Below are 12,005 nucleotides of genomic sequence, written 5' to 3'. Positions count from 1 at the left end.
CCCTCAATCACCGTGCACCGTAAGGGAAGTGACGGTTCGCCAGACGTCCCCGCAATGACACCTTCGTCCGTTTTCCTCCCCGCCCGACAATACGACGCATTGCCAATTCTTTACCTTGGGCCTCCGCAACCTCTCCCGCCCCAGGGCCGGTTGTCACTGCGTCCGAACACCACCTCGCACCTCGTCGAAGGAGCACCATGTCCCTCCCCCTGACCCGTCGGATCGCCCGCGCCGCCCTCCTCATCGCGGCCGGAGCAGCCCCCGTGGTCGGTGCGGCCGGCTCCGCGAGCGCCCTGGACCACAGCCTCGCGCCGACCGGCGCGCTCGGCGGCGTCACCGCCCTGGACGCCGCCGGTGCGGGCACCGCCGTCGACAGCGCCTCGCAGACCGCCACCGGGGTCGTCGGCTCCGCCGGCAGCGAGGCCGTCGGCACGGCCGTCCCCGCGGCCGGCAAGACCGTCGGCGCGGCGGGCAAGACCGCCACCCCGGCCGCCCAGCAGGTCGCCGGCGAGACCGCCGGCAGCGCGGGCGAGGTGGTCGGCAAGACCGCCGGCGCCGCCACCGAGAGCGCCGAGGGCCCGACCGGCGGCGCCCTGGGCGGCGGCCTCGGCGGCCTGCCCACCGGTCAGACGCTCGGTGGCCTGCCGATCGGCGGCTGACCCGACGGGCACCGCACGCACCACCGCCGCACGGCACGCGCACGCGTGGGCCGTGCGGCGCACACGGGGAAGGGCCCGGGGAGCAGCTGCTCCCCGGGCCCTTCCCCGTACGGCCTGGTCCCGGCCGTCAGCCGAGCCGCTTGACCGCCGCCGCGACCCGCTCGTCCGTCGCCGTGAACGCGACCCGCACGAACCGCTCCCCCGCCTCGCCGTAGAAGTCGCCCGGCGCCACGAGCACGCCCTTCTCCGCCAGGTAGGCCACGGTGTCCCAGCAGGGCTCGTCCCGGGTCGCCCACAGGTACAGGCTCGCCTCGCTGTGCTCGATCCGGAAGCCGTGCGCTTCCAGAGCGGCCCGCAGGGCCTCGCGGCGGGCCGCGTACCGCTCGCGCTGCTCGGCCACGTGCGTGTCGTCGCCGAGCGCCGCGACCGTCGCCGCCTGCACCGGCGCCGCGGTCATCATGCCGCCGTGCTTACGGATCCGGAGCAGCTCACCGAGCACCGCCGGGTCGCCCGCGACGAACGCGGCGCGGTAGCCGGCCAGGTTGGAGCGCTTGGACAGCGAGTGCACGGCGACGATGCCCTCGTACGAGCCGCCGCAGACGTCGGGGTGCAGCACGGAGACCGGGTCGGCCTCCCAGCCCAGCTCCAGGTAGCACTCGTCGGAGAAGACGAGGACACCGTGCTCGCGCGCCCAGGCGACGATCCGGGTCAGCTCGTCCTTGGCGAGGACCCTGCCGGTCGGGTTGGACGGGGAGTTGAGCCAGAGCAGCCTGAGCCCGGCCGGGTCGAGCTCCGTCGGGTCGTCGTAGACGACGGGCGTCGCGCCGCAGAGCCGCGCGCCGACCTCGTACGTCGGGTAGGCGAGCCGGGGGTACGCCACCCGGTCGCCCGCCCCGAGGCCCAGCTGGGTCGGCAGCCAGGCCACCAGCTCCTTGGAGCCGACCACCGGCAGCACGTTCTCGTGGACGAAGTCCACCGCGCCGAGCCGCCGCTCGCACCAGCCGGTCAGCGCGTCGCGCAGCTCCGTCGTCCCCCACACCGTGGGATAGCCCGGCGAGTCCGCCGCCGCGACCAGGGCCTGCCGGATCAGCGCGGGGACCGGGTCGACGGGCGTGCCGACCGAGAGGTCCACGATGCCGTCGGGGTGGGCCACGGCCGTCTTCTTGTACGGCTCCAGCTTGTCCCAGGGAAAGACGGGCAGGCGCGAGGAGACTGCGCTCACGGTTGGCTCTCACTTCCTGTGCGTGCGCGGGTCGGCGTCGGGGAAACGCCACGGTCCCGCACGGCGGCCGACGCCGTACGGGACCGGATGCGGCCGGACGGGTCCGGCCGCGATCGTGGTGCGGTCGATCAGCCGTTCTGCGGGGGCAGGGCGGCGATGAAGGGGTGGTCGCGCTCGATCTCGCCGAGCTTGGAGGCACCACCGGGCGAACCGAGCTCGTCGAAGAACTCGACGTTCGCCTTGTAGTAGTCCTTCCACTCCTCCGGGGTGTCGTCCTCGTAGAAGATCGCCTCGACCGGGCAGACCGGCTCACAGGCCCCGCAGTCGACGCATTCGTCCGGGTGGATGTACAAGGACCGCTTGCCCTCGTAGATGCAGTCGACGGGGCACTCCTCGATGCACGCCTTGTCCTTCACGTCGACACAAGGCTGCGCGATGACGTAGGTCACGCTGTCGTTCCTCCTCGATAGGGCTGGTCTGCGCGGGAGCGCGGCGTCGTCGATGCCCGCACCTAGTATCTCCGTTCTTGGGGGCGATCCGAACAGGAGGGGCGGAGAAGCTGTGGAATTCACCGGCGGAGGACGCCTTGAGGTCCGAATTACCAGCGCTGACGTGGGAAAACGTGTCTCCGTTCGGTTCGTGACGGACTCGGCGGCGACGGGGCCGAAGTTCACCGACGCGGTCGGAGTTCTCACATCATGGGACAACGGTGTGCTGCTGATCACACGAAAGGACGGCGCGAGCGTCCGGATCGCGGGATCCGCCCTGGCCGCCGGGAAGGTCGTGCCGGCCGCTCCGGCGCGCCGCCGCGGTCCCTCCGCCACCTTCCCGGAGCTGGCCCGGGCCACCGCGCGCGCGTGGCAGCCGGTCGAGACCGAGGCGCTCGGCGACTGGACCCTGCGGGCCGCCGGCGGGTTCACCCGGCGGGCCAACTCGGTGCTCCCGCTCGGTGATCCGGGGCTGCCGACCGCCGATGCCCTCGCGCACGTGCGCGCGTGGTACGCGTCCCGGGGGCTCCCCCCGATCGTCCAGGCCTCCACCGGCGCCGAGGGCACCCAGGAGCTGCTCTGCGCGGAGCTCGAAGGACACGGGTGGCGCCGTGAGGTCTCCGCCGAGGTGCGGATCGCGGCCCTGGCCCCGATCGGCGACCTGGACGCCGACGTCTCCGCCGTGCGCCTCTCCCGCACCGTCGACGAGTCGTGGCTCCGCCGCTACCAGCGCTTCGGCGAGCCGGGCCCGGCGGTACGGCCGGTGCTGGAGTCCGGGCCGAGTGTGTGGTTCGCGTCCGTGGCGGGCACGGGAGGGGTACCGGCGGCGATCGGGCGGTGCGTGGCCGACGGCCGCTGGGCCGGCTTCATGGCCGTCGAGGTGGACCCGGAGCAGCGGCGCCGGGGCCTGGCGACCTCCGTCATGACGGCGCTCGCCCGGCAGGCCCTCGACGAGGGCGCGTCGGCGGCCTGGCTCCAGGTGGAGGCGGACAACGACGGCGCGCGGGCGCTGTACGACGGCATGGGCTTCGCGCCGCACCACCACTACCACCACTACCGATGGGCGGAGGCGTGACGGAGGACGTACCACCACCGGACGGACCGGCGGACGGTCCGGACGGACCGGACACACCGGAGGGACCGGCGAGACCGGAGGACGAACCGCCCCGGCAGGGCGGGCCGCCGGGCCGGGACGGAGCGGCCGGCGGGGACGCCGGCGAGAGCCCGGACCCGCCCGACTGGCGGCGCGAGTTCGCGGAGGAGGCGCGGTCGGAACGGCCCGACCTCGCCCGGCTCTGTCTGCTGATCGGCGCGGTGGCCGACCCCACCGTCACCCGGCACGTCCTGACCGAGGCCGAGATCGAGCTCGACCGCCTCGCCGGGCTCGTCCCGTACGCGACCCGGATCGTCGGCGACTGGGCCACCGCCCTGGCCGGCCTCCTCGGCGGCCGCGAGGGCTTCGAGGGCGTGCCCGCCGACTACCAGCGCCTGGAGTCCTCCCTCCTCCACGAGGTGCTCAGGCGCCGCCGGGGCCTGCCGATCCTGCTCTCCGTCGTCTGGATGGAGGTCGCCCGCCGGGCCGGTGCCCCGGTCTACGGACTGGGGCTGCCCGGCCACTTCGTCGTGGGCTTCGGGGACCCCGCCGACCTGAACCTCGCCGACCCCTTCGCCGGCGGCCGCGCGATGACGGGCCCGGACGCGGAGCTGCTGGTGACGAGCGCGACCGGCGAGGCCCTCGACCGCTCCATGCTCCGGCCCGCCGAGCCCGGGGCGATCGTGCTGCGGGTGCTCAACAACATCCGCGCGTGGGCGGCGCCCCGCCCGGAACGCTCCGACGTGGCCCTGTGGGCGGTGGAACTCTCCCTGCTGCTCCCCTCGCACCCGGCGAGGCTCCGCTACGAGCGCGCCGAGCTGCTGGTCCAGCGCGGGGACTTCCTGACCGGGGCGGCGGAGATGGAGGCGTACGCACAGGTCATGGACGCGGTCGACCCGGAGTCGGCGACGACGGTCCGGCGCCGGGCCCAGGCGGCACGGGCGCGGCTGAACTAGGCCGTCCGCGCCGAGGGTGCACTGAGGACGGCGCCCGAAGGAACGGGCCCCGGTGCGTTCGCACCGGGGCCCGTGACGTGTGGAGGGGGCGGGGCGACCGGATTCGAACCGGCGTCCTCCGAGATGTCATCGCGGCGCACTACCTCTGTGCTACGACCCCGCCCTTGCGATGATCATAACGGCCGAAGCGGCCGTACGGCGACGGGATTTCCGGCGGCCGAAGGGTGCCGCACCGCCCGCCGGGCGTCCCCGGCGGGCGTCCCCGGTGGGCGGTGCGGCGGGGTGGATCAGACCTGCCAGTACTTGCGGATGTACCCCGTCAGCGTGGCGCTCGCGTGGTCGTGGTCGAGCAGGTTGACCTTCGCGCTCATCTGCCCGCCGCCGGTCGAGTCCTCGAAGTTGCCCTCGCCCTTGAGGATCTTGAACGTGCCCGACGGGTACACCATGGTGTCCGAGGTCAGCGGCGCGGACAGCTCGTAGCTGATGTAGAGCTTGTCGCCGTCGCTCTCGGTGAGCGTCGCCGTCCCCTTGATGTCGTACCTGCCGGGGACGGTCGCGGTACAGGCCGTCTCCTGCTGCGCCCAGACCGCGCCGTTGACCGGCGCCCCGCCCGCGGTCCCCGCTCCGGTCACCTGGTAGCCGTTGCAGCCCACGGTGTCCGGGTGCGTGGTCGCGACCACCCCGAAGTTCACGCTGATGGTGACCGTGGGCGGGTTCTCGATAGCGAACGAGGTGCCCGTCGTCATGCCGAAGACGAGCGCCGAGGCGACCCCCAGGCCCGCCGCGCGCGCAGCCCGACGACGTGTGTTTCCTGCCATGTTCTCCCCCGGTTCTGATGCGGACTATGTCCAACGAGGCCTGTGCGCAGGCCTGTTGCTGACAGTTTCCCGGTCCCGGGGTCGCTCCGTCGAGCTTTTGAGACTACTTTCTGCTTTTCAGTTTCAGATCCGGAATTTGCCGTTCATTCCCGCGAAGCGCCTCGGGCGCGCCGGTGCGCGCCTCCCACCGGCCTCCGCCTGCCCGGCGGCAGAATGCGGCCATGCCGCTGACCGCAGACATCCTCGTCGCCCTCGTCGCCCTGCTGCACGCCTACATCCTGGTGATGGAGATGTTCCTGTGGGAGAAGGACATCGGCCGTCGCTTCTCCGGGTTCGACGCGAAGACGGCACGCACCACCGCCGCCATGGCCGCGAACCAGGGGCTCTACAACGGCTTCCTGGCGGCCGGCCTCGTCTGGGGTCTCGTCGCGGACGACCCGGTCGCCTTCCCCGTCCGGGTCTTCTTCCTCTGTTGTGTGGTCGTCGCCGGCCTGTACGGCGCCGCCACGGCCAACCGGCGGATCCTCTTCGCCCAGGCGCTGCCCGGCGCGCTCACCCTGTCCGCCGTGCTCGTGGCCCACTACTGACACGCGCCGAGCCCCCGGCCGAGGTTCTCGGGCCGGGGGCTCGGGGCGAAGGCGATCGGGGCCGTCAGCCCTTGGGGTTCAGGTCGATCGTCTTGGTGCGCTCGTCCTTGGTCTTGCCGAGCAGCGCCTCGCCCATCACGGACGCCACGTCGTCGGCCGAGACCTCCCGCTTGGTGCCGTCGGCCGCGGTGATCATGACGCCCTTGAAGGCGCCGTCGAGGAGCCGTTCGATCGCCTTGGTGTCGTAGACCGGAACCAGGCGGCCCTCGCTGGCCTTCATGGAGATGATCTGCGGCAGCGAGCGCGCCGGGCCGAACTGGATCTCCTTGCCGCCCGCCCGGACGGTGATGCGGTCGGACATGGCGGGCGTCGCGAACTCCTTCATCGCCCGGTCCAGTTCCGCCTTGCCGACGCTCGGCTGGCGCGCGGTGACCGGCAGCTCGACCACCTTGCCCATCCCGGTCTCCACCTGGGCGCGGAAGGCGTCCCGGACGGAGATCATCGAGCGCTGGACGTCGAGGCCCTTGCCGGGCTTGCCCTCGACGGGCGTCACCTTGTTCGGGGCGAACAGGATCGTGCCCTCGGTCGCCGACCCCGACGCGCCCGCGAGGTCGGTGAGGGTGACGGCGAGCTTCTCCTCGTCGACCGGGAAGACCGGCTTGGCCACGCGCTCGCCGCCGAAGAGGGAGCCGATGACCGAGACGGGGTTGTAGTCGCTGCCCGCGGCGGCGCGGACGGTCTCCACGCTGTCCAGGGCCAGGCCCGCCCGGTCCGGGGCGAGCGCCACCTTCTTGCCGTCGATGCCGAGCCGGATGGGCGCTCCGGCGCGCTTGCCGAGGGCCGCGTCCAGCTTGTTGACGGCCTCCTCCTTCGTACCGCCGCCGATGTCCACGCCGAGGACCGTGGTGCCCTTCGGGACGTCGGAGTGGTTGAGGAGCAGCCCGGCGCCGTAGGCGAGGCCGGCGAGGCCGAAGACGCCGACGGCGGCGAGGACCAGCTTGGAGCGGCCCTTCTTCGCCGGGGCGGCGCGGTCGGGCGCGGGAGCCGGTCGCGGCGCGGGGGCCGGGGCCGTCCGCTCCTCGATGCGGGGCGTGAGGTTCGGGCGGGCCGCCTTCGGCGGGACGACCGGGATGCCGCTGGTGAGGGTGTCGCCGGAGACGTGGCCGCCCCCGCCCCCGGACGGTCCTGCCGGTCCGCCGGGACCGCCCCTGCCGGGGCCGGTCGGCGCGGGCGCCTGCGGGGTGAGGATCGCGGTGTCGTCGGACATCCGGGGAGCGCCGCCGGGGGCGCCGCCGCCGGGGAACGGCGAGGCCGCGCCCTGGCCGGGGCCCGCAGGTCCGGGTCGGCCGGCCGGGCGGCCGCTCAGGTCCGCGGTGCCGGTGACCGGGCCGGTCGTGGGGCCGGTCGGGGCGTCGGGGCCGCGGTACGCGGGCGTGCCGCCGGGCGGGGTGCCCTGGTACATCGGGGTGCCGCCGGCGGGCGTGCCGTTGTAGAGCGGGTTCCCGGCGCCCGGGTGCGCGCCGCCCGTGGTTCCGTCGTACACCGGGGAGCCCCCGGCGGGGGTCCCGTCGTACCGGGGCGTGCCGCCGGCGGGGGTGCCGTCGTGGACCGGGGTGCCGCCCGGCGGCGTGCCCTGGTACATGCGCGGGCTCGGGGGCCGGGCCGGGGGGCGCCGCCTTGCGCGGCGCGAACCAGTCGCTCGTCTCCTTCGCCTTCGGCGCCTCCTCGGCCCGCGGCGGCTCGGGGGCCGCCGTCGGCTCCGGCTCGGGCTCCGGCGCGGGAGCGGGCTCCGGCGCGGCGGCCGGGGAGGCCGCGGACGACTCGACCGGCGTGCGGACCACGACGGGCGGGATCGGACGCGAACCCGGGATGTTGATCCGGATCCGGGTCGTCAGCGTCGTCTCGGTCTTGGGCTCCTCGGGCGCGGGCGCGGCGGCACTCTCCTCCGGCGCGTCCTGCGTGGGGTGGAGCGACGGATACTGGCGGGATCCGTACGGCGGTGTACCCGAGGGGTACGCGGCTCCACCGCGCCCCTGGGCGCCGGAGGACGAACTGTCAGTCTCTCGACCAGTTTCACGACTCAAAGCAGGATCTCCCGGTTGGCTCCACCGCCCGCTCTTGCTGATGCTCGTATGACCCGGGCGGTTCGGCGGCGCGCACCACCATACTGGGCGCCGCCCTCTCATAGCTGACCCGTGGGTGGCTGACGACGGTCAATCCGGCCGAAGTCAGGGCGTCCGCGGACTCAACTCGTCCTGTTCACGGGATCGGTCGGGGCAACCGGACCAGCGTGGTGCACATCACAGCGATCGCCATGCCCCCGAAGAGGTAGAGCAGCTCGCCGACGCCACCGGCGAACGCCCCGTCACCCTCCGGGCGTCCGAGGCTGAGGAGGATGACGGCGAGGAGCCAGCCGACCCCGCCCGCGACCACGCCGACCTGGGTCTCGGTGGCCCGCAGTCCCCCGTAGAAGAGGCCGGCCGTCGCGAGGAGGGCGAGGATCAGGCCGAGGGGGAGCCAGGCGGCTTGGACGAGGGAGCCCGCGGTGCCGACGAGCAGGCCGAGGACCACGAGGCCCGCGTACCAGGCGAATCGGGCGTTGCGGGAGAGGGTGGGCGTACGGGGCGCGACGGGCCCGCCGGAGGCGCGCTTCGCGGACGGCGTGGGGTTCCTGGGGGCGCTGGGGCTCATGAGGTCACTCCGGCGAAGAGGTCCGTCTCGCGGGTGCCCTCGGGGGCGCCGGGGAGGCCGCGGACCAACTCGTAGTACTCGGTGGTGAGGATCGGCTGGCCGAGGTCGTTCGAGAGGGCGAAGAACGGGCCGTCGACCGCGACTTGGGTGGCGTGCGCGGCCATCGCCGCGCTCTTGCGGGCGATGTGCTCCGGGCCCGCGTCGATCTCGGCGGTGATCCGCTCCTCGTCGACGACGCCGGGGACGTCGTCGACGGCGGCGACGGCCGGGAAGACGGAGCCCTCGGCGCGGAGCCGGGCGAAGCCGGCCTCCACGACCGGCCTGGGGACCCGGTTCCAGTAGATCTTGGCGATCGTGTGGGCCGGTCCCAGGTCGGGGCGGTAGGCGGGGTCGGCGGCGAGGTCCGCGGCGCGCATGGCGACCCGGTGGGCCTGGATGTGGTCCGGGTGGCCGTAGCCGCCGTCGGGGTCGTAGGTGACGAGGACCTGCGGACGGGTCTCCCGGATCACCTCGACGAGGGCGGGGGCCGCCGTGTCGACGTCGGTGTTCCAGAAGGCGTTGGCGCGCTCGTTCTGTTCGGCGCCCATCATCCCGGAGTCGCGGAACCGCCCGGGGCCGCCGAGGAACCGGTGGTCGGTGACGCCGAGCGCGGTCATCGCGGCGGCGAGTTCACCGACCCGGTACGGGCCGAGCCGGTCCTCCCGGTCGGGGGCCAGGTGGGCGAGCTCGGGCGGGATGACCTCGCCCTCCTCCCCCAGCGTGCAGGTGACCAGGGTGACGAGGGCGCCCTCGGCCGCGTACCTGGCCATGGTGGCGCCGTTGTTGATCGACTCGTCGTCCGGGTGCGCGTGCACCAGCAGCAGACGGCGGGCGGGGAGATCGGACATGTCCCCACCCTACGAGGTCGGCACCCGCCGGATGCGGCGCCCGGGGGCACCGTCAGAACTTGAGGTTGCCGACCATGTTCGCCACGTTGGTGGTGAGGGTGCTGATGGAGGGGGCGATGGACGAGCTGGCCAGGTAGAAGCCCAGGAGCGCGCAGATCGCCGCGTGTCCCGCCTTCAACCCGGACTTCCGGATCAGAAGGAAGACGACGATCGCCAGCAGCACCACCACGGAGATCGAGAGTGCCACGGCGGTTCACCTCCACACTTCTTCAGTCGGATATTCGAGTGGTTCGGTCGATCAGCATGTGCCAGGGGAGCAGGCCCGTCGGATGCATACCCACCTAGCGCTACGGATCATAACTATCCGTGCCGCCGCATCGATCGGCGGACGGAGGCACGAGGGGGGCGCACAGCGCTAGTTTCAGCCGCATGACCTCGTCTCGACAGCAGCCGGCCCCACCCACCGCCGCGCTCTCCTTCCCTCGTCATCACGCCCGCACCCAGCGGTTCACCCTGGGGGTCCCGCGTGCCTTCTCGGTCTCCCCGGACGGGGAGCGCGTCGTCTTCCTCCGGGCCGCGTCCGGCGTGGACCGTACGCACCGGCTCTGGGTCCTCGACCTTCCCCGCGACGGCGGCGCGGCCGCGGAGCGGGTGGCGGCCGACCCGGAGGTCCTCCTGGCGGGCGGCGAGGAGGAGTTGTCGGCCCAGGAGCGGGCGCGCCGGGAACGGAGCCGGGAGGGCTCGGCCGGCGTGGTGGCGTACGCGGTGGACGGGGCCGTGGAGTTGGCGGCCTTCGCCCTCTCGGGGCGGCTGTTCGCGGCGGAGCTGCGGGCGGGCACGGCCCGGGAGCTGCCGGTCCCGGGGCCGGTGATCGACCCCCGGCCCTCGCCGGACGGCCGCCGGGTCGCGTACGTGGCGGAGGGGGCGCTGCGGGTCGTGGGGGCGGACGGTACGGGCGACCGCGGGGTCGCCGTACCCGAAGGGCCCGAGGTCACCTACGGATTGGCCGAATTCATCGCCTCCGAGGAGATGGGCCGGGACCGGGGCTTCTGGTGGTCCCCGGCCTCGGACCGGCTGCTCGTGGCCCGCGTCGACGACCGGGCGGTGCGGCGCTGGTGGATCGCGGACCCGGCGCGTCCGGGCCGGGAGCCGCAGCCGGTGGCGTACCCGGCGGCGGGTACGGCCAACGCCGACGTCCGGCTGTTCCTCACGGACCTCGACGGGTCCCGCACGGAGGTGGTGTGGGACCGCGCGCGGTACCCGTACCTCGCGCGCGTGCACTGGTCGGGAGGCGGGGCGCCGCTGCTGCTCGTCCAGACGCGGGACCAGCGGGAGCAGGTGTTCCTCGCGGTGGACCCGGAGTCCGGGGAGACCTCGGCCGTCCGGGAGGAGCGGGACCCGGTGTGGCTGGACCTCCTGCCGGGGGTGCCGGCATGGGCCCCGGACGGAGGGCTGGTGCGGCTCACGGACGAGACCGGGGCGCGGTCCCTGGCCGTGGGCGACCGGGTGCTGACCGACGCGACGCTGCACGTCCGGGCCGTGCTCGACGTCGGTGCGGAGGACGTGCTGGTGTCGGCGTCGGCGGGCGAGGGGGCGGCGCTCCCGGAGACCGGTGAGATCCATGTGTACCGGGTGAGCGGCCGGGGCGCGCAGCGGCTGTCCGAGGGCGCCGGGGTGCACGGCGCGGCGCGCTCGGGGGCGGTGACCGTCCTGGTGTCGGCGCGGCCGGACGAGCCGGGCGGCGTGGCACGGGTGCTCCGGGACGGTGAGCAGGTCGCGGTGGTGGCCTCGTACGCCCAGGATCCGGTGCTCCGCGCGCGCGTGCGGCTCACCGAGGCCGGCGAGCGGCGGATCCCGTGCGCGGTGCTGCTGCCGACGGGATACGAGGAGGGGGACGGGCCGCTGCCGGTCCTGATGGACCCGTACGGCGGTCCGCACGGGCCGCGGGTGCTCGCCGCGCACAACGCGCACCTGACGTCCCAGTGGTTCGCCGACCAGGGCTTCGCGGTGGTCGTCGCGGACGGCCGGGGCACCCCGGGCCGCTCCCCCGCCTGGGAGAAGGCGATCGCCCGGGACCTCGGGCCGACCCTCGACGACCAGGTGGACGCGCTCCGGGGCCTCGCGGGGCGCTTCCCGCTCGACCTCGGGCGGGTGGCGATCCGGGGCTGGTCGTACGGCGGCTATCTGGCCGCCCGGGCGGTGCTCCGGCGCCCCGACGTGTTCCACGCGGCGGTGGTGGGGGCGCCGGTGACGGACTGGCGGCTGTACGACACGCACTACACCGAGCGGTACCTCGGCACCCCGCAGGACGATCCCGGGGTGTACGCGGCGGAGTCGCTGCTCACCGACGACGGGCTCTCCGCGCCGGAGGAGCCCGCCCGGCCGATGATGATCGTGCACGGTCTCGCGGACGACAACGTGGTCGTCGCGCACGCGCTGCGGCTCTCCTCGGCCCTGCTCGCGGCGGGCCGGCCGCACGAGGTGCTGCCGCTGTCCGGGGTCACCCACATGACCCCGCAGGAGCAGGTCGCGGAGAACCTGCTGCTGCTCCAGGTGGACTTCCTGAAGCGGTCCCTGGGCGCGCTTGGCTCGCGGCGGGGCTGA

Annotated in this window: 12 protein-coding genes and 1 tRNA gene; 5 read left to right on the top strand and 8 right to left on the bottom strand. The window is 74.1% G+C overall.

Annotation, left to right across the window (positions count from 1 at the left end; translation table 11 throughout):
- Positions 1-197: 197 nt before the first annotated feature.
- Entirely contained in the window at positions 198-659 is a 462-nt protein-coding gene (locus EAO70_RS30325; protein WP_148006032.1) for an ATP-binding protein, read from the top strand.
- A gap of 127 nt (positions 660-786) precedes the next feature.
- Here EAO70_RS30325 and EAO70_RS30320 read toward each other — a convergent pair whose 3' ends face one another.
- Together EAO70_RS30320 and fdxA are read right to left on the bottom strand one after the other, a co-directional pair.
- Positions 787-1,881: a bifunctional succinyldiaminopimelate transaminase/glutamate-prephenate aminotransferase gene (locus EAO70_RS30320; RefSeq protein WP_148006031.1), complete on the bottom strand. Its 1,095-nt coding sequence runs from the start codon at positions 1,879-1,881 to the stop codon at positions 787-789.
- Between the two features lie 128 nt (positions 1,882-2,009).
- Entirely contained in the window at positions 2,010-2,330 is a 321-nt protein-coding gene (gene fdxA, locus EAO70_RS30315) for a ferredoxin (RefSeq protein ID WP_015035968.1), read from the bottom strand.
- Between the two features lie 112 nt (positions 2,331-2,442).
- On the opposite strand from fdxA, the gene EAO70_RS30310 reads away from it, so the two are divergent.
- Entirely contained in the window at positions 2,443-3,444 is a 1,002-nt protein-coding gene (locus EAO70_RS30310; RefSeq protein ID WP_148006030.1) for a GNAT family N-acetyltransferase, read from the top strand.
- Positions 3,441-4,418, top strand: a complete 978-nt coding sequence (locus tag EAO70_RS30305; RefSeq protein ID WP_261993120.1) for a transglutaminase-like domain-containing protein — start codon at positions 3,441-3,443, stop codon at positions 4,416-4,418. The genes EAO70_RS30310 and EAO70_RS30305 overlap by 4 nt, the downstream gene beginning before the upstream one ends.
- Before the next feature lie 87 nt (positions 4,419-4,505).
- On the opposite strand, the gene EAO70_RS30300 is transcribed toward EAO70_RS30305, so the two are convergent.
- Both EAO70_RS30300 and EAO70_RS30295 read right to left on the bottom strand, forming a co-directional pair.
- Positions 4,506-4,580, bottom strand: a tRNA-Val gene (locus EAO70_RS30300).
- Between the two features lie 125 nt (positions 4,581-4,705).
- Positions 4,706-5,236, bottom strand: a complete 531-nt coding sequence (locus tag EAO70_RS30295; protein ID WP_148006029.1) for a hypothetical protein — start codon at positions 5,234-5,236, stop codon at positions 4,706-4,708.
- A gap of 221 nt (positions 5,237-5,457) precedes the next feature.
- Here EAO70_RS30295 and EAO70_RS30290 point away from each other — a divergent pair, with 221 nt between their 5' ends.
- Complete coding sequence (locus tag EAO70_RS30290; protein WP_148006028.1) at positions 5,458-5,823, top strand: DUF1304 domain-containing protein; 366 nt, start codon at positions 5,458-5,460, stop codon at positions 5,821-5,823.
- Between the two features lie 64 nt (positions 5,824-5,887).
- Here the strand turns inward: EAO70_RS30290 and EAO70_RS30285 are convergent, their stop codons facing one another.
- The 4 genes from EAO70_RS30285 to EAO70_RS30265 form a co-directional block, all read right to left on the bottom strand.
- Entirely contained in the window at positions 5,888-7,465 is a 1,578-nt protein-coding gene (locus EAO70_RS30285) for a hypothetical protein (RefSeq protein WP_315986257.1), read from the bottom strand.
- Between the two features lie 617 nt (positions 7,466-8,082).
- A complete protein-coding gene (locus tag EAO70_RS30275; RefSeq protein WP_222723494.1) occupies positions 8,083-8,514 on the bottom strand; it encodes a DUF6113 family protein in 432 nt (143 codons plus the stop codon).
- Positions 8,511-9,401, bottom strand: a complete 891-nt coding sequence (gene mshB / locus EAO70_RS30270) for an N-acetyl-1-D-myo-inositol-2-amino-2-deoxy-alpha-D-glucopyranoside deacetylase (protein ID WP_148006026.1) — start codon at positions 9,399-9,401, stop codon at positions 8,511-8,513. The genes EAO70_RS30275 and mshB overlap by 4 nt, the downstream gene beginning before the upstream one ends.
- Positions 9,402-9,453: 52 nt before the next feature.
- Entirely contained in the window at positions 9,454-9,648 is a 195-nt protein-coding gene (locus EAO70_RS30265) for a hypothetical protein (RefSeq protein ID WP_148006025.1), read from the bottom strand.
- Positions 9,649-9,830: 182 nt separating this feature from the next.
- Between EAO70_RS30265 and EAO70_RS30260 the strand changes: the two genes are divergently transcribed.
- Entirely contained in the window at positions 9,831-12,005 is a 2,175-nt protein-coding gene (locus tag EAO70_RS30260; RefSeq protein WP_148006024.1) for a S9 family peptidase, read from the top strand.

The sequence above is a fragment of the Streptomyces sp. adm13(2018) genome (assembly GCF_008042145.1).
GTDB lineage: Bacteria > Actinomycetota > Actinomycetes > Streptomycetales > Streptomycetaceae > Streptomyces.
The sequence above is the reverse complement of the archived record's forward strand: the minus strand, read 5'-3'. Positions and strand labels throughout refer to the sequence as shown.